16 protein-coding genes are annotated in these 21,388 nt (G+C 47.9%); 1 reads left to right on the plus strand and 15 read right to left on the minus strand.

From position 1 onward, the window contains the following. Positions 1-123 precede the first annotated feature (123 nt). From AB4111_RS25630 to AB4111_RS25645, 4 genes are all read right to left on the minus strand, one after another. Positions 124-1,473, minus strand: coding sequence for an ABC transporter substrate-binding protein (locus tag AB4111_RS25630; RefSeq protein ID WP_442033739.1), 1,350 nt, complete (start codon positions 1,471-1,473; stop codon positions 124-126). 70 nt (positions 1,474-1,543) lie between these two features. After that, a complete protein-coding gene (locus AB4111_RS25635; RefSeq protein ID WP_253430872.1) occupies positions 1,544-2,377 on the minus strand; it encodes a carbohydrate ABC transporter permease in 834 nt (277 codons plus the stop codon). Positions 2,378-2,389: 12 nt separating this feature from the next. Further along, positions 2,390-3,280 carry a carbohydrate ABC transporter permease gene (locus AB4111_RS25640; protein WP_442033740.1) on the minus strand — a complete coding sequence of 297 codons (891 nt, stop codon included), beginning with the start codon at positions 3,278-3,280 and terminating at the stop codon, positions 2,390-2,392. 11 nt (positions 3,281-3,291) lie between these two features. Then, entirely contained in the window at positions 3,292-4,392 is a 1,101-nt protein-coding gene (locus AB4111_RS25645; protein WP_442033741.1) for a Gfo/Idh/MocA family protein, read from the minus strand. Between the two features lie 638 nt (positions 4,393-5,030). Here AB4111_RS25645 and AB4111_RS25650 point away from each other — a divergent pair. Next, positions 5,031-7,022, plus strand: a complete 1,992-nt coding sequence (locus tag AB4111_RS25650; protein WP_442033742.1) for a DUF4832 domain-containing protein — start codon at positions 5,031-5,033, stop codon at positions 7,020-7,022. Positions 7,023-7,731: 709 nt separating this feature from the next. Here AB4111_RS25650 and AB4111_RS25655 read toward each other — a convergent pair. The 11 genes from AB4111_RS25655 to AB4111_RS25705 form a co-directional block, all read right to left on the minus strand. Continuing rightward, positions 7,732-9,570, minus strand: coding sequence for an ABC transporter ATP-binding protein (locus AB4111_RS25655; protein WP_347399694.1), 1,839 nt, complete (start codon positions 9,568-9,570; stop codon positions 7,732-7,734). Then, a complete protein-coding gene (locus tag AB4111_RS25660; RefSeq protein WP_442033743.1) occupies positions 9,551-11,359 on the minus strand; it encodes an ABC transporter ATP-binding protein in 1,809 nt (602 codons plus the stop codon). Before AB4111_RS25660 ends, AB4111_RS25655 begins: the two co-directional genes overlap by 20 nt. Before the next feature lie 366 nt (positions 11,360-11,725). Then, on the minus strand, positions 11,726-12,292 hold the full coding sequence (locus AB4111_RS25665) for a hypothetical protein (RefSeq protein WP_442033744.1): 567 nt from the start codon (positions 12,290-12,292) through the stop codon (positions 11,726-11,728). A gap of 140 nt (positions 12,293-12,432) precedes the next feature. Then, entirely contained in the window at positions 12,433-13,536 is a 1,104-nt protein-coding gene (locus AB4111_RS25670) for a toxic anion resistance protein (RefSeq protein WP_036606281.1), read from the minus strand. 11 nt (positions 13,537-13,547) lie between these two features. Beyond that, complete coding sequence (locus AB4111_RS25675) at positions 13,548-14,300, minus strand: hypothetical protein (RefSeq protein ID WP_442033745.1); 753 nt, start codon at positions 14,298-14,300, stop codon at positions 13,548-13,550. An 83-nt stretch (positions 14,301-14,383) separates the two neighbouring features. Then, positions 14,384-15,433 carry an ATP-grasp domain-containing protein gene (locus tag AB4111_RS25680; protein ID WP_442033746.1) on the minus strand — a complete coding sequence of 350 codons (1,050 nt, stop codon included), beginning with the start codon at positions 15,431-15,433 and terminating at the stop codon, positions 14,384-14,386. Then, entirely contained in the window at positions 15,434-16,282 is an 849-nt protein-coding gene (locus AB4111_RS25685) for an HAD family hydrolase (protein WP_442033946.1), read from the minus strand. Continuing rightward, the gene (locus AB4111_RS25690) at positions 16,282-17,433 is read right to left on the minus strand and encodes a cysteine protease StiP family protein (RefSeq protein ID WP_442033747.1); all 1,152 of its coding nucleotides are present in this window, start codon (positions 17,431-17,433) and stop codon (positions 16,282-16,284) included. The genes AB4111_RS25685 and AB4111_RS25690 overlap by 1 nt, the downstream gene beginning before the upstream one ends. Next, entirely contained in the window at positions 17,430-18,725 is a 1,296-nt protein-coding gene (locus AB4111_RS25695) for a phosphoribosyltransferase family protein (RefSeq protein WP_442033948.1), read from the minus strand. Before AB4111_RS25695 ends, AB4111_RS25690 begins: the two co-directional genes overlap by 4 nt. Before the next feature lie 67 nt (positions 18,726-18,792). Further along, positions 18,793-20,013 carry an HpcH/HpaI aldolase/citrate lyase family protein gene (locus AB4111_RS25700; RefSeq protein ID WP_442033950.1) on the minus strand — a complete coding sequence of 407 codons (1,221 nt, stop codon included), beginning with the start codon at positions 20,011-20,013 and terminating at the stop codon, positions 18,793-18,795. Between the two features lie 115 nt (positions 20,014-20,128). Continuing rightward, on the minus strand, positions 20,129-21,385 hold the full coding sequence (locus AB4111_RS25705) for a TerD family protein (protein WP_442033748.1): 1,257 nt from the start codon (positions 21,383-21,385) through the stop codon (positions 20,129-20,131). Positions 21,386-21,388 lie beyond the last annotated feature (3 nt).

A 21,388-nucleotide genomic window follows, 5' to 3' on the forward strand; every position in this document is an offset into this window, starting at 1 on the left:
GTGCACGGGCGCAGTCTTTTATAAAATAATAGCGGCAGTCAGGGAGCTTGCTGTCCCCCATAACTGCCGCAATTTTAACCCTTTTTAAGAAAACATATGACGCATTTCCACCTCTTTATCTGCTTATTGCATCTTGGAGGCCAAATCCTTAAGCGCTGCGTTCAGATCACCATCTCCGGCAAGCGGAAGTTTAAGTGATTGCTCGCCGTACGTCCAGACCAGATCGGTTTTCTTGGTTGTAAATGGAGATACAATGCCATACTGCTGCGCATCCAGGAAGATTTTATTATCTTCACCTACAGTAGCGATATAAGCATCCGCTGCGGCCTTGTTAGCCGGAATGGAATATCCTTGCTTTGCAAGTTCAGTCTGTCCATCCGGACCCGCAAGCCAGGCAAGCAGCTTGTATGCCGCCTCTTCATGCTTGGTGTTGGAACTGATCGCAAGACCTGCCGGCTGAACAACAGTTTGGTTTGTTTTGAATTTTGGTAAATACGAGATGCCGTAATCTACCCCAGCCTCCTGATAGTTGGTTGTATTCCAGCTGCCACCCGGATTCATCGCTACTTTGGATGTCGTAATCGCAAGATTCACCTGTCCACCTAAACCTTCAATCTGTGCAGGTGTGGTGTTGATTTTTTTATTTTTGGTCAAGTCGATAAAATAGTTCAGCACTTCCATCGCTTCAGGTGTCTCAAGCGCAAGGGAACCATCATCATTCACCAGCTTCGCACCATTGGACCACAGTTCCGGCTCCAGAAACCAATCCATCGTTGATCCTGGTGAAATGGACAAGCCCCACTGCTTGATGTTTCCGGCATCAAAACCCGCTTCGTCTGCGCTTTTCCCGTTCTTATCCAGCGTCAGCTTGGTTGCAATATCGGTAATTTCATCCCATGTGGGCTCGAGCGAAGGAACGGGAGCATCATGAGGATTCGTGGCTTCATTCTCAAAGATCGCTTTGTTGTAATACCATACGATGACGTTGGCATCGATAGGTAAGGATACTTGTTTACCCTGATACTGGTGGAGACCCAGCAGACTTTTGTCCACATTGTTCAGATCAAACTGATTTTCCGCCAGCAAGCCATCCAATTCCTTGAAAATACCCAGTTCGGCGTATTTCTCCACGTATGCATAACTCGTTTTGAACACGTCCGGCAGTGTACCCCCCGCCGCATTCGCTGTCAGTCCGTCCCAGTAGCTGCCCCAATCCTTGCCTTCCAGTTTGACCTTAATATCGGTATTGGCCTTCATGAACTGATCCAGCAGTTCCTGTGTACGATGAAGCTCTTCTGCCGTCCCCCATTGTGAGTACGTGATGGTTACCGGCTCGCCTGAGCCTTCACTGCTTCCGGAACCTCCAGAGTTGGCATTTTCCGACGATCCTCCATTCGCACATCCACTGATGACCACCATTGTTGCAAGTACAAGTGCCCACACATTGAATAACCGTTTGCTCTTCGCTCTCATATACACAGCTCCCCTTTAAGTCATATCAATAAGTCCTGTTCACCTGAAAACCGGAAAGCAGGCAGCCTCTCTACCCTTTGGTGCCCGTGAGCACCACCCCCTCAACGATATAACGTTGTGCAAACAGATATAGCAGGCCGATCGGAACAATACTGATGAATGCTCCCGCCGCAAGTGCCGGCAGATCCTGGCTCGTCTGACCAATGAGGAGCTGCAAGCCTACGCTCAGGGTGAACATTTCTGCATTTTTGATATACAGGAACGGCCCCAGAAAATCGAGCCAGGAATTCACAAAGGCAAAAATGATGGTTGTCATAATGATGGGTTTGGACAGCGGCATAATCACTCGTGCATATACCGTCCAGCGATTGCCGCCATCGAGATATGTAGCTTCATCCAGCTCCTGGGGAATGGTCATGAAGAATTGACGAAACAGGAAGATATAATAGGCGCCTCCGAGCCAGGCCGGCACAATGAGCGGCAACCAGGTGTCAATCCAGTTTAACTTGGAAAATAGGACGTACGAGGGAATCATCATAATGGACGGGGGAATCATCAACGTAACGAGTACAACCGGGAACAACATATTCCGGTATCTATTTGCAAAGCGAGAGAAACCGTAAGCGACAAGTGAACTGGACACCACCGCTCCCGCTGCAACAAAAAAGGAAATGAACAATGAGTTTTGAATCCACTGCCACATCATCGGCTGTACAGCGAACAACCGTTCAAAGGCTTCCAGACTGAATGTGTCTGGCAGGATGGTTGGAGGTACCTTATACGTTTCCGCTTTGGTTTTCAGCATGGTCGAGAGCATCCATACAAGAGGCCCTGCGAATAGCATTAACGCTGCGATCAGCAACGTATATTGGGACGTTTTTACCGCTATTTTTCGGCTATTCATGTAACTCTCCTCCTATCGTTCTCCCTCGTAATACACAAAGCGGTTCGATAATTTCATCAGGATCAGGGTGACAAGTGAGATCACGGCGAACAGGAAAATGGACTGTGTCATCGCCATGCTGAATTTCAGATCGGTAAAGGCCGACTTGTAGATATTGTAGACAAATGTATAGGCGGAGTAGTTCGGACCACCCTTGGATAACAGGAGTGCTTCCGTAAACATCTGAAAGTTATACATGGTCTGAATAATGATGACAAACAGAATGGAAGGACTGATCATCGGCAGCGTAATCTGGAAAAATCGGCGAACCCCGCTGGCACCATCGATGGCTGCCGCTTCATACAGATGTCTGGGTACATTCTTCAGTGCAGCCAGGAAGATCAGTACCCCACTGCCGGAGATCCAGACCTGAAGCATGATGATGACCGGCTTAATCGTATGCTCTCCGCCAATCCAGTCCACTTTGCCTATACCAAGTGCGCCAAGTCCAGCGTTCAAGATGCCAAATTCGGAGTTGAATACCAGCCGCCAGATTATGACCGTTGCCACAATCGGCACCAGGGTCGGCAAATAGAAGAAGGTGCGGAACAAGGCAATTCCTTTGACATTAAAATTAAGCAGCATCGCCAGACCGAGCATGCCCGCCGTAACAATCGGAACACCAAATACTACAAAATACATCGTGTTCAGCAGACTTTTCAAGAAGATGGGATCGTCCATCATGTGTGTAAAATTATCGATCCCGACAAAGTTGAAGTTAGTCGCTCCAGGAAGTCTGGCATCCGTAAAGGCATAGAATACCGAGGTTCCAAAAGGAATCAGAAAAAAGGTCATAAATCCAATGATCCAAGGCAAAATGAAGAGAAAGAACAGCAGCGTGTCATATTTTCTCAACCTGTTCATGATGACACCCCTCAGCCTGAAATTTCTTCTAAATAGACATACCGTTCTTCCAAAATGGATTTCTCTGCCGCCAGGGCAATAAGCAACGCATTACGACCAACCTGTGCACTCGCAAAAGGCTGCTTGCCTTCCTGTACACATTTCAGAAAATCAATACGCTGAGTCTGTCCCCCTGTATGACCGCCCATAATGGAATCCGACGTCACATCAATCTCCAGATGATCCTTCGTCCAGTCCTGCCCGCCAACGATATCAATCGTCTTGTCATTGCGAGCCACCATCTGACCGCCGTTCTCTCCGATCAGGCCAATCTCAAGCCCTTCTCCCATCAGATTGCGCGGTTTCAGATACATGCATAGGCCCAGATTGGCCTTGCTGCCGTTATCATAATCAATGGTGATAAAGGCATGATCGACGATAGAGGTATCCGAGATTTCTTTTGTCGGATAGTGACTGTATGAATTCTGAATCTGATTGCGCTCTCCTTGCTTCATGACATGCTGACCACCAGAGGCAAACACACGGACAGGCTTCGCCTGGATCATCCAGTTGAAAATATCGAAGTGATGACAATCCTTCTCTACAATCGCTCCCCCGGACTTGGTTTTGTCATAGAACCAATCCGCAGGTGGGAACGGGTCTCGGAATTCTTTGCACCACATCAATTTCACGTCACCAAGACGGCCGTTCTCCAATTCCTTCTCCATTCGGCGATACAGATTCGAATACCGATAAACCAATCCGATCTGCAATACCCGTCCCGAGGCTTCCGCCGCTTCTATAATGGCATCACAGTCCTCAATGGTATGGGCGACCGGTTTCTCCAGAAATACATGCTTGCCAGCTTCCAAAAAAGCGACCGCTACTTCACGATGCAGATAGTTCGGCACACTGATGACCACCGCATCCAAATCTTCCTTGGCAAGCAGTTCATGATAATCACTAACTATAGTGGGGTTACTGTTCTTGAGTTCAGCCAGCGTACGTGCAACATTGGCCTCATTCATATCACAGATATAACGAACCTCACTCTCTTCGAGCAAATCAAAACCAATACAATGATGTGACCCCATGTCTCCTACACCGATAAAAGCCATTTTTATCTTCCCCATGCTTACACTCTCCGTTGCTCGTAAATTTGCGGCAAATGCCCTGACACCGATTCGATGTAAAGAAATCTAACAAGACGATGACTATGTAACGATAGTAAAATAGTTTTATTTGCTTGTCAATTGGTTTTGGCTAAATTTTTAATTATTTTGCCGCAACATATTTTTAAGCGTTTTTGTATACAAATAAACTATTTAACTCTGCATTTATCGTAACTTAAGCGTTTACATTTTTACTTATATGTCATATAATTTAATGTAATTCTATTTTTATTGCGGCAAAAATAACATTAAACTTATAAAAATTTCTGTTCATTTTTCAATGGTATACTCTTATTTTCAATAGAAAACTCAATAAATTCTGGAAAAAAATCTGTTGAATCTCCTTTATTCATCACCTATAATGCAATTTAGGCGCAGAATTCAAGAACTTATATCACATTTTATATTTGCCGCAAACTAATTCCTTCATCTTTTCAGTTGTTTATCCTCACTTACTACCATGATTCTTACATACAACGTCATTATCGTGCCGCTCCATGCGGATTCGAAAGGAGTTGAGCTTCCTTAACTTTCCCTCATGACATGCAGGTGTGACAGAACGATTTATCATCCATTATCCATTATTCAGGAGGTATACCATGACAAGATTATTTGATCGAAGTAAGAGGAGTTTTGGGCTGTTTTTGGCTTTTGTCCTCATGATAACCCTGCTTTTACCTGCCGGAGCCTTACCCAAAGCCTCTGCTGCAACCATTACCATTGATGGCAATGTGAGCGACTGGAGCAGCGTTAGTGCTCTCATGACCAATAGTGGCACAGCCCAGACGCTCAAAGTAACTAATGATGGGACCAACCTCTATCTGCTCGTTCAAGGCTCAGGTCTGAGTACGGCGATGGGCAACTTCTGGATTAACACCGATAACAATACTTCAACCGGTTACCAGGCTGCGGGCTGGGGGACTACAGGTGTGGAGTGGCTCCTTGAAAATACGGGATTATACCGCTATGGCGGCAGCGGGACCGACTGGAGCTGGAATTTCAACAGCACATTAACCAGCTCCCAATTCTACCGTAGCTCCTCCATCATCGAGGTTGCTATACCTCTCTCGACACTGCAAATCAGTGCAGGCAGTACAGTGCAAGTCGGGTATATCGATAACAGCTCGGATACATCCAGACTGCCCGCAGCTGGACAAACACTGCCCGCTTATCTCCTGACCTCGTCTGGATCGGGTGGGGGTACGGGGAACAATACCGTGGTGAATCCTGTAGAGCTCGACAGCCCACTCAACAATCCATTCAAAGGTTGGGCGCCTTCGGCCAAGAGCACGACATATGCACAGCCACACAGGCTCGTATATGCCGGCGTAACCTGGAAGGAGCTAGAGTCCACCAAAGGCACATATGATTTTAGTGCGATTGAAGCCGCCAATAATTTTGCCTACTGGAAAAGTAAAGGCGTCAAAGTGGTGTTTCGCTTCATTCTGGACAGCCCGACAGGACAGGCTCATCGGGATATTCCCGACTGGCTCTACAATGACATGGTTGCCCGTGGAGAATCACCCGGAACCGTATACAACGATACAACCGGAGGCATGGGTACAGGCAACAACATGGGCTTCTCCCCCAACTACAACTCCACCTATCTGCAAGAACGGCACCAATTAGCCATCGAAGCCATTGCGGCAAGGTACAACACCAACGATCGTCCGGTCGCTTTTGTCCAGATTGGTTCCCTCGGACACTGGGGAGAATTCCATACGTGGCCTTATGTCGGACCCAATGGTGAAACCAATTACACAGGCGCTTTCCCTACCAATGACATCTCGAACAAGTATGTTCAGCATTACATTGATGCCTTTGCTGGCAAAGAGGACAAAATGCAGGTTCTGATCCGCCGCAGTATCGCCTTGGCGAAAACCAACAATAAAGGCATGGTTATGGGCATGTTCAACGATGTGTTTGGACATAAAGACAGCTTCGATGCGGATTGGGGTTGGTACACGGGCACCCAGAATGGCTATTGGGATGACATCGGCCAGCAGCAACCAGGACACCCGAATTTCTGGGAAACCAGAATCTCTGGTGGTGAATTTTATGGGGGAGCTTCCGGCATGCTTGCGGCATTAACCACCGGTAGCGGCTTCACGGAAACGCTGCGTCAAACGGAGCTTAGTAAACCGAGCTGGCTGGGACCGAATTCCCCTGCTTCGCTTCCTCTGAATCATGCATTACAGGCCAATATTGATGCACTCAAGAAACGAATGGGTTACCACTTTGTCGTGAAGGAAATATCGCATCCATCGACCATTAGCGGAAGCACGTTTACCACAACGATTAAGGTGGAAAATAAAGGCGTACAGCATTTCCCGTTTGCTTGGCCGGTTGAGATTCAACTTCGCAGCAGCAATACCGTTGTTGCGAAGAAAACTGCAAACGTTAATCTGACCACATGGAAAACGGGTACCTACACCTTGACCGACTCCATTTCGGTCTCCGGTCTTGCTGCTGGCACCTATGATATCGCGATTGCGATCATCGATCCATCAACAACTCAGCCTGGCGTGGACTTCGCCAATACGAATAAGCTGACGGACGGAGCATTTAAGCTGAGCAGTGTAACAAAGTAATGTCAGGTTCAGATGCCGCGTTGTATAATGCGATTCATTTGTCAGTACATTTGTCAGTGCATTCGCCATTGTACGTGTAAATTACAAGAGCAGGAAAGAAGGCATAACCCTCATGCCCTCCTTCCTGCTCTTCCATTGATTGCACGAGCGACCAACTCCACTATAGCTCGCAGCTCGCTTTCCCTCAGGTCAACCCTTTTTAACGTCTACTTTTATTTCCTCAGCTTCAGCTTCCGACAAGGCAACTCGCGGGTAGGTCCGAACGCTAACGAACATCAGAAACCTTATATTCAAATGTACAGACTAGAATTAGCTTCAAATACACTCCTTCAGGTCAATAACATCTCTGAGGTTCGTTAGAATCTCACAACCTTTGTATCTCGCCTAATAGCGTCTGTCATGTTCGTTAATGTTGGTACATCCCTTGCTGAGTCTGCATTGCAATAATACCTGACAAGTTGACTATATGACATCCGCGAACGATCTCCATTTCATATCGCACATATAAAAGAAGGATTGGGGCCCCGTCCGGGTCTCCAATCCTTTGGTCAATATTGAGCCTTGTCCACGTTAACGTCCTCACCAGAATAAAAGGTACTGCTGAAGTCATTTCCCAAACTTGAGCGCAAAGGAATCGTCAGCAGGACCAATTCCTGTATTCCTTCGTCACGTTGCCTTCCCTTACTGCACCTCATTGCCTTATTGCGCCTTATTGTGCCTTCTTACGCAACTGGCTGTAATACAGCTCGCTGTAGAAACCGCCTTGTTCCAACAGCGCGTCATGCGAGCCTTGCTCCAGTAGATGCCCATCCTTCAGCACCAGAATTCGGTCGGCCTGACGGATCGTGTTCAGCCTGTGAGCAATGACAAAGCTGGTTCGTCCCTGCATCAGACGTTGCAGCCCTTCCTGAATTTTGATCTCTGTGACGGTATCAATACTGCTCGTTGCTTCGTCCAGTACGAGTATAGATGGATCTGCCAAGATTGCCCGAGCAATGGCGAGTAATTGTTTCTGCCCCTGACTAATGCCGCTCCCATCAGCCTGGAGCACTTTGTCGTACCCGTCCTTCATTCGCACAATGAAGGAATGGGCATTCGCCAGCCGGGAGGCTGCTTCCACCTCTTCATCCGTTGCGTCCAGACGGCCAAACCGAATATTTTCCCGGATCGTACCCTGAAACAGGAATGAATCCTGAAGCACAAACGCCATATGAGACCGCAGATTCTCACGTCGAATGGTGGTCATATCACGACCATCTACCGTTAATGTTCCACCTGTCGGATCATAGAAACGGGATAACAGCTGAATCAATGTTGTTTTCCCCGCTCCGGTCGGACCTACAAGAGCAATCATCTCACCCGGTTTGGCTTCAAAGCTGATGTCATGCAAAATGTTACGTCCTTCATCGTATCCAAAGGATACCTTGTCGAAACGAACGGCTCCCTCCACCTTATCCAGAGATACCGCTGCCCCTTCGTCCTTCGCTTCCTCATCTTCGTCCAGCACCTCGAATACGCGCTCAGCTCCCGCAATCGCGGACAATAACGTATTCCACTGGTTCGCCAGATCATTCAAAGGGCGGGTGAATTGACGGGCATATTCCACAAAGATAATAATCACCCCGACCGTAACGGAACCTTGAATCGCCAGAATACCACCGATGCCCGCCACAATCGCAAAGCTCAGGTTATTCAATCCATTCATCAGTTTCGGAATAAAACCGGAGATGGTCTGTGCCCAGAAACCGGAAATCCGGATGCGGGTATTCCGTTCCTCAAAACCGCGAATCACCCGCTCCTCTTGCGAGAATGCCTTAATGATCCGCTGGCCTGATAAAGTCTCTTCGATGTAACCGTTAAGCTCACCGAGATTGCGCTGCCGCTCCTTGAAGAGTGGTCCCGTTCTACGTGTAATCCAACGCATACCAATGGCCATCAAAGGCACAACGATAAAGGTAAGCAGGGTCAGTAGTGGGCTGAGCCAGAGCATAACCCCAAACGTTCCGAGCAGCGTTAATACACTTGAGAAAATCTGGATCGCTGAGCTGTTCAACGTACCGCTGACATTCTCGATATCATTGGTCACCCGGCTCATAATCTCACCCTGCTGGCGTTTACCGAAGAATGGAATCGGCAGCTTGTGCAGATGGGAGAACAGATCATACCGCATGCGGAACACGGTTTCCTGTGCAATTTCGATCATCCATATATTTTGTAACCAGGATGTAAGAGAGAACAAGACGTACACTGCGGTTAATCCAATCAGAAACCGCGTCCAGCTTGCGCCGGCTTCCCCCGCGATGAAATCATCCACGGCCACCCCCACCATGTAGGGGCCAAGCAAAGCGAGTGCGGAACTGGCAAACACCATCAACAGTACCATGGACAGCTTAACCTTGCGCCGTGCCAGATAGGTCCATATCCGACCTAGCGTACCGGACCAGTTCTTCGCCCGTGCCTTGGGTTTGCGACCACCACCTGATCGTAACGTCTCCGGATCAATCGGCGGTGGCGGCTGACGGAAAGGCTCAATGAATGCTTTGAACATGCTGTGCACCCTCCCCGTATTGTGATTCATGGATTCGACGATACAGCTCTGACGATTCCATCAGGTCTTCATGTTTTCCTTGCCCAATGAGTTGTCCATCATCAAGCAGCAGAATCAGGTCCGCCGAAGTGGTTGAACTGATCTTCTGGGTGATGATAAACGTGGTACACGACAATTCCTCCAGCGCATCGAGCAGTCTGCCTTCTGTAGCCACATCCAGCGCACTTGTGCTATCGTCCAGAATCAGAATTCTTGGTCTACGTACCAGTGCTCGTGCAATGGAAAGTCGCTGCTTCTGTCCACCGGAGAGATTCACTCCCCGTTGACCGAGCAATGTATCATAACCGTTTGGTAAATTCTCAATTGTTTCATGGATCTGCGCGCGCTTAGCCGCTTCCACGATCTCATCCAAGGTAGCATCTTCCTGACCCCAGGCAATATTCTCCCTTATGGAACCGGTAAACAGGACAACCTCCTGCGGCACATAACCAATCGCACCACGCAACATGGACAGATCCAGCTCTGATGCATCGGCACCATCAATCCGCACCTTTCCTTGATCCTCTGTGTATAACCGCGGAATAAGCTGTACGAGCGAGGATTTGCCTGAGCCAGTTGCTCCCATAATGGCAATGCGTTCCCCCGCTTTTGCCGAGAATGTGATGTTATCCAGTACTGTAATTTCACTATTGGGATAACTGAAACCTACACTGCGGAATTCAACCGCTCCTTGCACAGCGCGCTGTTTCTTCGCCGGGTATACAGATTGCGGAAAATGCAAAGATTTCATAGATCCAGCAGATGGTGCAGACGTTGATAACGACTTCGTCTGTTCAGTCTCCGACGTGTCCTCCGTATTAAACACTTCATTCAGCCGTTGCGCCGAAGCGCTTGCTCTCGAGAAGGTTACCAGAATCCATGACAATGCAGACATGGCACCAATTGTGCGAAGCAGATAGTTAATGACGGCGACCACTTCACCCACGGTTGCATTACCCGAGGCGATGTCGACTCGTCCAAACCATAACACGGCGATGATACATACGTTCATCATCAGCAGCATGAACGGCATCGTGGTCTCCGTCAGGCGCAGCGCGGAGATCGTGCCTTTCATCAGCTTGCCGCTGAATCCGGCAAAGCGTTCAATCTCATGGCCCATCCGTACGAAAACACGGATCAGCCGGATGCCTGTCAGATTCTCCTGGATGACTCCATTGACGGCATCCAGTCTGCGCTGCACATTGCGGAACAGCAGCGCTGCCTTTTTAATCATCCACACCACAACAATGAGCAGTACAGGCACCATGACAACCAGCAGCAAACCCAACCTCGGATTCACGATGACTGCCATAATCATGCTGCCAATGACCACCAGCGGTACACGTGTCATGAAGCGCAGACTCATGAAGACTGTGTCCTGAACCTGGGTCACATCCCCCGTTAATCGGGTAATCAGGGACGACGTCGCGAATCGGTTAAAGACGGCATAAGAGAACGTTTGCACTTTCTCATACAACTTCTCCCGCAGATCGTATCCAAACCCCAGGCTCGCATGGGATGCAAAGAACGAACTGGCAATTCCGGCAGCAAAAGCCACGACAGCACTGCCAACTAGCACACCACCCCACAACCAGACGACAGACAGGTCTCCCTGCTGAATACCGTTATCGATGATCTTGGAGATCAGATAAGGCTGAGCCAGCTCCACCGCAAGCTCAATTAACATCATGACCAGGGCTGCAATCGCGGCAACTCGGTACTTCTTCAAGTAGTACAACAGCTTGATCATAAGCATTCCTCCGGCTCGGAGCACCCTAAACCAATAACACGTTCCAGCTCAGAGCCTCCATTAGACATGTTGTTTTCTCCACAGCGTCCAATATGTAATCATTTCTATGTACACATATGGTTATTATAGCGTATTTTACAATGCCGCTTCTATTCTTATTACCCTACTTTTCCCAATACAATAAACTTCTCTTCATTTTGGCAGTAAAAAAAGGAAGGTCTCCCTTCCCCACGCTAGTTAAGTTCTTACAGCTCGCCCGCTCACAGACATATTTCAGGTCAAAAAGAAATGCATATCTGCACTCAGGTCATCTGCCTAACTTTGCAGAAATATAGTTATCTGTTTACATACCAAGCGAGATGTTCACTACCATCTTCTGCGTCCACGATCACCCCGGTAGTCATCATTCAACTCGCCCAGGCGATCGTACGTCTCCTTATATATCCGTATCACGGCCTGAACTTTGATAAAATCAGCATCTTCCGGTCCAAGCCCCTCCATAAACATTCTCTGAATGATCTGTTGGAAGAATTGCACTCTGGCCTCAATCTGTTCTCGCTCAAGCTGCAATATTTCTTCGAAACTGTGGTTCCCTATGTAATCCATCAACTCATCATCATGTCTGGAATAATCTGAGTTTCTCCGATCTGCAACCCATTCATCCGGCTCATTGGACTGGAGATTAACACTCGTACGTAGTTGGGATAAAATGATTTTCTCTTTGGCCAGCATGACATGAAAATCTTTGTTACGGAGCAGTTCAGATACAATCAGACTGCACATTTCACGGTTTTGGATCAGTATGCCGTCAAATGGATGCAGTGTCCACTCTCCATTTGCATAATACAGGTTAAAGTTAAAGAACTCACTGCCATATTTGTATTGAATATTAATCTTGGTCTCATCAATAATCTCGAATGAAAAGTCCAACATGTTCAGCAAGCTCCTTCGTATAACCCCAGATTTTAGCTTTATTCTATCAAATGAAACAAAGAGACGCACTCGGCGTCCCTCGTAGAAAGATATACATCTAGCAATCTCCTGGCTTATGCAGCGAGTCTCGCCCTATTACCCTAATCCAGGAAAGATCCTAATGCACTGGAATCCGGTTTGTTTTTCTCCGGAATGGCAGCAGCTTTCGGCCCTTCCAGACCCAGTCGATCGCTCATTTTAGCGTTAAGGGTTGTCATCTTGTTGGTGTAGTCATTACAGCTTTCAATGATACGGCGATTCGACTGCTCGGACAGATCCAGCGCAGACATCAGATCACCCATCGCCTGATTGACTGCTTCAAGGGACATGGCCGGTTTGGACAACAACTCATTCGTTTTCTCTGTTGTTGTTTTCAGCAATCTGGCGTTTTCCTTGAATTGATCTTCAATTGTCTTATTGGTCGCTTCCACAGCAGAAATGACCTTCTCCTGATCATTAAGTGCCATCGCAATCATGGCGGAAACGGTGATCAGATTCGCCGTTTTATCAATGGCATTATTCACTGAATCAATCAGCTTGTCATTGTTATCGTTAATGATGTCGGTAGCTGCGATCGCCTGATTGTACAGCATGATCATCTCTGTCATGGATTGGGTACGTGTTACCACTTTGCGCAACCCACGCTCCAGATGTGCTTTACGATTCTCGTTCTCAGGCTTGGCGATCTCGGTTTCAAACAAAGCTTTTAACTGATTACCAAAGGAAATTTTGGTCTGCAGATTGTAGATCTCCTGAATGGAAGAACGTTTCAATTGACGCATGTTCACGATGCTTTCTTCCAGGTTGTCCTTGCCGTCCCGCAACCCGTTAATGATGGCATCAATGTTCGTGCGAACAGATTGATAACGATATACGTAGTTTTTCAGCGGGCTTTTACGTAACAACTTCCCGACAAAACTCACATTTTTACTCTGCTGCAGACTCTCACATTCATCACGGAGCTTCAGGATCATGTTGGATACCTCTGCCCGATTCCCGGACATCAGTTCATTGACTGGACGATCAAGCAGCTTGAGAGTCTGTCCTGCTCTCTCTTGTGTTTTCACACCCAACTTGCCGATATCATCCATTAAGGTATCCAGATGAGCCGGGTCACTTTGGGACACTTTCTGAATAAGCTGCGTTGCTTCCTGGTTAATCCGTTGCTCATCTTCCTGCTTCAACTGAGCCCATTCCGTTGCCATGCCAATCCCTCCTATAATTCAGAGCTGTTATACCGTTGATGTATTAGTTCCGCTTTGTTCTGGAGCTCCATTAAGTCTTTATGTTCAATCGTTGATACAATATCCGATATCTTGGAATCCACGTCTCGAAGACCATTCAGTAGCATACGGCGATTGTTCCGTTTGGCTTCTCCGCTCAACCGTAGAAATGGATTAATAAACCCGTTCAGGTCTTTCAAAATCAGTCTGCGCACCGTATGGTTGATATCCCCGTTGTTCAGCTCCTGAAGAGAAGGAATCACACGCTGCAGACGGGCAAACAAAGCCAGTGATTTCTCCACGATCTCATTATCCAGCTCGTTCTTCTGACCTTCGGAGATGATCATGTCCTCCAGAACCTCCAGGTATTCAATCACCGGATCAAATACAGGATCTGGTACGGTGCGGGAAGGCTTCGCTTGTTCTGAGTCCGCATGTTGTGCGGGAGTGGAGCTCGAATGAGGCTGTGCCGGAGAAGCTTCTCTTGCCCCTGTTGGCACTGCGCTCGGCGCTTGTCCACCATTCAAGCGGGATGGTTCATTTCCGATATCTGTAATGGGTACAGGGGATGATGACGAACCCTGGACCTGTGTACGTGGCGTGGAACGTGAAGGAATCAGTCCCCCGACCACAGTTGCCAGTGCCGGAATTGCCCACGTGATGACATCCGGTAGAAAGGGACTCGAGATGGCCGCGAGACCATAACCGACCAATGCGCCTATACCTATCTTCGTTTTCCGTAACATTACTTGTCCTCCTGCCTTAACAACACATATCCGTATTGTAAAAAAACCATCCAGAAGGTGTCAATGTTGAGGGAAATTCTCAGCTAGACGTGGTGTACTCCGCTTACCTTCTGAACGTCGATTATAAATGGCTGTTCGATATGACTTCCCAGTATGCCAAACTTCGGATGAAGTGGTCCAATATCATGGCCAAGTGCAGACTTGACCGCCAGATACGGGAAGTTCACGCCCGACAGACAAGACATGTGCAACCCACCCGACATACGCGGATTGATCTCCAGCAGCTTCGGTGTATCCTTGCGATATTTCATCTGTATATTAAAATTATATGGAATCCGATATACCTCTGCCACATTGCGGGCAATCGCCAGCAATTCCTCGTTTTCTTCGAGCAAGCGCAAACGTCCTCTTTCTTTTCTACGCGGAATAGCCGTTATAAGTTTCCCATGGCGATCCGAAAGACAATCAATGCTGTATTCATATCCTTCCAGTACCTCCATCACCATGACGTTGGGAAAGGACGGAGCAGAAGAAAAAGCACGCAGGGCATCTTCATACGAAATAGAGTTAAGTGCATATCCGAACAACTCCTGCAACGGATCACGCTCATTGTTAATCACCCGGAATCCCATGCCGCCCTCACCATTACATGGTTTGAAGCATACATCATGTCCACGTGCACGCAGCGCCTCATAGGCTTGCTGGAATTGGGCGGCATTATTAACCGTGAAATAATCCGGAATCTCCATAATGCCTTTCTCACGCACCGATTCATAGAACCGGTCTTTCTCCATCAATTGCTCCAGCAATTCCGTGTCCGAGCATACGATAACCCGTGTACCGATCTCTTCGAACAGGGAGATATGTCTGCTGATGTCCAGCATGTTCCACCGCGGAATAAACACATCAATCTCATGACGACGGCAAAAGTCGAGGCAAAAATCAACATATTCCCTGCCCGTTACACGCGGTTCGACTTCTGCAACATCACAGCCCTGTAATGCCATGTGTCCCGGATCAGGATGAGTACCGTAGATCTCAAATTCCATGCCATCCTCATTGTCCCGAATCGCATTCATATAATGATACGTTACAGAGAACCAACGGTTGAAGTAAATCTTCATTTTTTTCATTTATACGGTCTCCCTTATCACAGCATGGTCTATCTGGATCTGTTGATCGTTATAAATACGGTGAACGTAATCGAGAATCTCATCCGCTGCAAATGCACCGAATTGTTCCGTAAATCGATACGGTACTTGCTCAGGTACACGCTGTCTCTCCACATGTAACTCTCCGTGGGACGGAGCAATGGCATGCTGCGCAAAGTCCAACAAACAGCGATCCAGCAAGGAATCGCCCGAAGCAATCACAGGCACATCGCCAATGCGTTGCTTAATGTGCTCCACTGCAGCTCGTTTGTTCACGGCCGAAGGCACCAGATAGAGCTTCCGACCCTGAATCGAACTCTCCCATCCTAGCGTCTCTAACACCCGAATTTTCTCGGCAATGCGCTCCATTGGAAGCTTGTCACGTTCGATTAGCAATGCAAAGAACAGCTCATCACACAATCGCTGGTTAATCACCCATTCCGGGCTCAGTACATCATCAAATAAATCCAGGATCTCTTCGGGAGTGGCTGCCTGCTGGCGAAGCAAAGAACGAATATGCCGATTCCATTCGTCATCTACCTGACCGTCGACAATGATGTTGCCACCATTGCTCGTCACTGCATATTTCGGAATACATTCGGTCTGAAAAATATGAATGCGCCGGTACTGCTCCACGGTTCGTGTCGTCACAGGCATAAATACAATTTCTTGTGGCAAAGACTGCAACCGCTCCAGTGCATAGGCTGACATAAAAGCGGACAACTTGCCGTTAATCCACTCTGCGGGAACAAGTCCCGGTGTATCTTCGGGAATACGGAGCGCACGACGGGAGTACACCAGCGTCTGGTCCAGATCACTTGCGTAGATCATCATTCTCCTCCACCTCCCAGGGATTGAATAATACCGCAACAGGAATAGGTTAGTCCCGGATATACCTCAACCGGCACATTTCTGTCTCTGGCGAGCATCATGATATGTTGTAGATCCTTATTATCCAATCGGTTGACGAGAATTTTCCATGGGACCCGGCGCAATAAAACTCGGGTTGTTTCCCCGATTCCGGGTTTGATCAGATTGATGTTCGCAATACCAAAGGATTGCTGGATGGACTCAATATCCTGCCAGCCTTTCCAGGTGATTTCCGAAGTACCGGTAGCATGGTTATCCATACTAATCACCGCTTGGTCCATCATCTGCGGAAAATACTGAGTGATGGTATCTACGTATTGGGTCGACACATCTGCAGAGGACCATTCCCGATACCATTTGGCCCCGTGAAAATCTGTCGGCCCAATCAGGTCATCGCGAAGTACTGTACGACTCACCAGTCCCGAGACGGTGGAATTCAGACAAGCACTAGGAATGAGATAATCTTCTCTTGTCCCAAAAGTTCCTGAGCATTGTCCCGGATCAGCCAACACGGCAAGATCATCATCCAGACTTACACCGTATACCTGCTTCATATGGTCACAGGATTCCTTCAGTACCTTACGAATGGCCCCTTTGCCGGTCCAACCGTCTACAAACTGAATGGCTGTTTCCAATCCATGCTGCTGTAAAATATATAAAATTGCGTTCTCATCCATTCCTTTGCCACGAATAATAGAAATGCTGTAATGCGGAATCGTCACCTTGTACTTCAATTCAATATAACGCTTGATGAGAATGCCAATGGGGGTTCCCGCTCGAGCCAGTGATACCAGAACAAGATCGAGTCCCCTGCGCTTTACGATCTTCTCAGCCACGATGGCGGTATGAAGTGCGATTCTTGCAGCGGAGTGTTCCAGCGTCTGATGGAACAGCTCGATGTATTCTGTTGTGGGCTGATATTCCACAGGCAGCATTTCCGAATAATGAACCCCGGACTGGATCGCCTGCTCCCGTTCACCCGTTCCCTTTTCCAGATCAACATGGCTGATATCCTTTAATAGGAAAACAACGTCCGATGCAGCATAACTACCCATCGGTTCGGGAGACTGAATTTTACGTTGTCTGATTAGCTCCAGTGTAGTTAAGTTCATTGCTCGTTGTCCCCTGTCTTCTCTGGCAACCCGCAGTATACAATATGAATGTGCCCGCATCCCAGCTGCTTCAGTACCTTCACCATCGGTTCCATTCGTTGTTCGGACATCTGTCTCTCCAGCAGAACAAAAATCTCATCATATTGTCCCGGGGCGATGTTGTAGATAAAGTTGCGGACGGACGCGTCTTCCGGTGAGGCATATCCAGCGCCACTTCGAACAGCATATCCTGGAGCCGGATGTGTATGGATTGGACTGCGAGTAGTGGATTGATATAACACGCCTTCTCCCATCTCAGCAGCAATACGCATCGGAATATACATGAACTCTCCTGTCCCCATCACCAACGTCCGTTCTCCCGTACGCTGGGACTGAAGTCGTTCTGCAATCCGGCTAATCTCCTGACGTAATACGCCATTATGCCGGGATTGCATACCAAACCTGCCCGTAAGCTGGACGTAGCTCGCTGTGCTACGTTTACCTTCGCCATCCTCCGAAGTAGCATGAAGTTGATCAAAGGCATCGGCAACAGTAGATATCTGAAACGTTACGGCATGTTGGGGCAGCTTCTCATCTTGCTGTGTTGCTTCCAACTGCGGAGTCCCCGCCACTTCAATGCGGCCCTTCAACAGGCTTAACGGAGTAATTGTAATTCCCAGCTCAGCTTCCAGCTCGGCAAAACGGAGCTCATCTGCTTCCTTGCGCCAATCCAGCAGTGAAGCAATCACATATTGCTTCCGGGGATAACTGGCCTGGATATCCCGAATGATATTCAACGTTGTTTTGCCCGTCGTAATCTCATCGTCCACCAGCACAATCGGGCCCTCTCCTGCAAAGGCTTCATGATCCCACGCATAACAACGATGAGACATCGCGTGGGAATGCTCTTCTTCAAATTGAATATCCGGATGCATCGCTGGCACATATTCACGAGTGGTATGAATGTAGGAAGCATGATCAGCAAACATCTCGTACATGCTGTGGCCTAGCGCTGTAGCTGTCTCCGCAAAACCAACAAAACGAATTGTTTCCGGCAAACTCAACTTTTCTTGCAACAGCATGTTGTACACTTGCCGGGCTTGCTGGGGATCAATCAGACCCTTGACCATCTCACGTTTCAATTCAATAATCTGATCTTGTGTCTCTTCCGTGTTTTCAGTAAGGTGCTCATATAACAGAACAGCCAATGCCGCCCCGCTCAGAAGCGAGGTATACGGGTTAACCGGGATGTGCTTGCCCAGCAATTTGCTTACAAACAAAAATGAACGTTTCTTATTGATTCGTGCAGCCATTGAAAATAGTGATTCCAGTGGAAGTTGCAACGGGTTATGTGTAACCTGAACATTCAGACTAAATTGATCAAGAATTGGGAACGTAGTTTTGTTGTTGTTCATGTTTGGGCAAGAGCCCGACAAAATGCTGCTGTTCATGTAACACCCCATATATTTGTGATCGGATTAGAATGCGATTTGCCCAGCTCAAGTGGGGTTTAATCTCATTCATTTTGTTGTAGTAATTACTTTTGAACACACCCAGGCTACCGTCATTGCGCGCTATGATGTCTTGGGCATCGGAATATTCCTCATGTGTAACAACGTACATCGCTTGTACAGGCTTGATATGAGAAGGATGAATGATCGTTTTGCCTACAATTCCATTTTCCTTGTCCATCATGACTTCACGCATCAATCCATCCATTGTGTTTGTAATATATTTCATTCTCAGATGCAGCCCGGATTTACCGAGGGTTTCTTCGAATGGTGTCTGTCGTAATTGAGGTTTGAACACGCGCTCCCGCTGGCTAAAATATTCCCATACCGGACCGGAGATCACGTACGGCTTGTCCATCCTTCCGAATAGATTGATGATATCCGAGATGCAGTCACGGATCGTGGCGATATCGTATATGGTCAATTCTGGACTTCGGCGTAGTCCAAACAGGCTGGAGAAATCGGTTGCACCAATGCGAACGTTGAGCACATATTCCTCATTTTCATCGAGTATGTTTCGAAGGTCCAGCAAGGTCTCCCATCTTGTTTCCCGATAGATTATAGAAGCCGTTTCCAATATAGGCATTCCATAGAGAACGGGAACATGATCCGGTTTCCGTTGATTATACTTGCGGATCTGGTCGAAATAGGCCCTTCCATTACCCACACAAAACTTGGGCAACGCCAAACCTGTCAGCATGGATACCAGTTCTCCCAAAGTATCCATCAGACGTTCCAACTGTTGTGGTGAACGTACACGGGCAAACAGAAGAGGCATTCGATCCTGACTGAGCATGCCTGTCTCCATATAAGTCATCAGTTGAGTTAGATGCTGCACCAGACACTGTTCAGCAAACTCTACTTGGTCGTCACCCACAGCGTCCTCCAGATCAATAATAATAGTCGTCAGACCTTCATGCTTACCATTCATAATGTCGTCCGCGATATGAGTGCGCGTCGCGGGCATATATAAAGCAGCCCCAACAGCATATGCCAGTAAATCTTTGGAAGTCCGGTGATTGAACGAGACGGGTGAAGAGAAAAATAAAGTATCTTCTTCTTCCAGACTCAAAAAGTTGAAATATTTCAGGATTGTCTCCTCCTCGCACCTTTGGCAATAGCCAATCTGCATGAATTGATTCAAGCTGTCGGGGCATAAAAACCAATCCCTCCTAATCTGGAGGGATTGATTAAAATACGAATGATTACTTTCTTCCCGCTACCCACTGCATTCCCCAATCATGAGCCTCGTCCAACGCCTGATGCCCATTATAGAACTGCACGATTCGTTCAATGCTGAATGTCTCATTGTTCACATTGCGTAACATCGCGATCCCACACATGCCAAGCGGGCTCCCGTATTCATTCATTCGGACAATGATATCCGGGCCGTCCTTCTGCTGGATAGTTACCACACCGTCTACTTGAGACCAGTTGGCCACACCACCATAAATATAGGTAAAGACCAGAATGCGCTCAATTTCCGAGATACGGGCACCATTAATCCGCAGATTCTCTCCCGTCTTAACAGATCCCGTCCGGTCATCCCCATCTAGTGCAATATAAGGGAAACGGTTCAGTGAACCAAACGTCTGTCCCAAGGCCTGAATCACATCTCGTGTACCATCCTTCATCTCGAACAGGCAACCCAAGTCCAGATCCACACTCTTGCTGCGACCAAATAAACCTTTGCTGCCCTGCTGATTCCAGTTCAGGTTAATCAGGATTTCACCAAGTCCCCCCGCATTTTTCTTGAGGTTAATGGTGTCTCCCTTCTTCTTCAATTCAATTTTGCTGAAATTGATCGAATTCACAGGAGAAGGTGTCGGCTCTGGTACGGGTACCGGGGGCGGTGGAGTCGGTGCAGCTATCGGAGGAACGGTTGATGTGGTTGGCGCAGGGTCTGATTCGCCATCTACATCCACACCAAAGTTAGCGCATAGTGCATTCAAACCACCTGCAAAACCCGACCCTATGGCATTGAACTTCCATTCTCCGTTATGGCGATACAATTCACCGATGACAATCGCGGTCTCCACTGTAAAACCGCTGCCCAGATCATATCTCATCACTTCCTGACCTGTAGCTGCATTGGCAAACCGTAGAAAACCACGCTGAACCTGTCCAAAATGATGGCGCCGCGCTTCACCGTCATGAATCGTCAAGCTGAAGGCGATTTTCTCAATTCGAGCAGGGATTTTGCCAAGATCGATGGCGAACTGTTTCTTCTCGCCACCAACCTGGCCACCATCCATATAGGTGATGAACGAGGTGGAAGGCTGGTTATAGAAGATAAAGTCCTCATCTCCAGCCACTTTATTGTCTGAACCCAGAAGAAATGCTGATGTATCCAGCTCCACACCGGAAGCTGCTTCCCAACCAATGCCTACCGTTAGACGGGACAAGCCCGGATTGGTTTTGGTCAGATCACTCTTCTGGCCCTTCACGACAGAAATCGCCATAGC

It is taken from the genome of Paenibacillus sp. 2KB_22 (assembly GCF_052115745.1).
Taxonomy (GTDB): Bacteria; Bacillota; Bacilli; order Paenibacillales; family Paenibacillaceae; genus Paenibacillus.

Bases quoted from the DNA above. Each gene is read 5' to 3' on its own strand.
- AB4111_RS25630 (WP_442033739.1), bottom strand. From the start codon at position 1,473: ATGAGAGCGAAGAGCAAACGGTTATTCAATGTGTGGGCACTTGTACTT.
- AB4111_RS25635 (WP_253430872.1), bottom strand. From the start codon at position 2,377: ATGAATAGCCGAAAAATAGCGGTAAAAACGTCCCAATATACGTTGCTG.
- AB4111_RS25640 (WP_442033740.1), bottom strand. From the start codon at position 3,280: ATGAACAGGTTGAGAAAATATGACACGCTGCTGTTCTTTCTCTTCATT.
- AB4111_RS25645 (WP_442033741.1), bottom strand. From the start codon at position 4,392: ATGGGGAAGATAAAAATGGCTTTTATCGGTGTAGGAGACATGGGGTCA.
- AB4111_RS25650 (WP_442033742.1), top strand. From the start codon at position 5,031: ATGACAAGATTATTTGATCGAAGTAAGAGGAGTTTTGGGCTGTTTTTG.
- AB4111_RS25655 (WP_347399694.1), bottom strand. From the start codon at position 9,570: ATGTTCAAAGCATTCATTGAGCCTTTCCGTCAGCCGCCACCGCCGATT.
- AB4111_RS25660 (WP_442033743.1), bottom strand. From the start codon at position 11,359: ATGATCAAGCTGTTGTACTACTTGAAGAAGTACCGAGTTGCCGCGATT.
- AB4111_RS25665 (WP_442033744.1), bottom strand. From the start codon at position 12,292: ATGTTGGACTTTTCATTCGAGATTATTGATGAGACCAAGATTAATATT.
- AB4111_RS25670 (WP_036606281.1), bottom strand. From the start codon at position 13,536: ATGGCAACGGAATGGGCTCAGTTGAAGCAGGAAGATGAGCAACGGATT.
- AB4111_RS25675 (WP_442033745.1), bottom strand. From the start codon at position 14,300: ATGTTACGGAAAACGAAGATAGGTATAGGCGCATTGGTCGGTTATGGT.
- AB4111_RS25680 (WP_442033746.1), bottom strand. From the start codon at position 15,433: ATGAAAAAAATGAAGATTTACTTCAACCGTTGGTTCTCTGTAACGTAT.
- AB4111_RS25685 (WP_442033946.1), bottom strand. From the start codon at position 16,282: ATGATCTACGCAAGTGATCTGGACCAGACGCTGGTGTACTCCCGTCGT.
- AB4111_RS25690 (WP_442033747.1), bottom strand. From the start codon at position 17,433: ATGAACTTAACTACACTGGAGCTAATCAGACAACGTAAAATTCAGTCT.
- AB4111_RS25695 (WP_442033948.1), bottom strand. From the start codon at position 18,725: ATGGCTGCACGAATCAATAAGAAACGTTCATTTTTGTTTGTAAGCAAA.
- AB4111_RS25705 (WP_442033748.1), bottom strand. From the start codon at position 21,385: ATGGCGATTTCTGTCGTGAAGGGCCAGAAGAGTGATCTGACCAAAACC.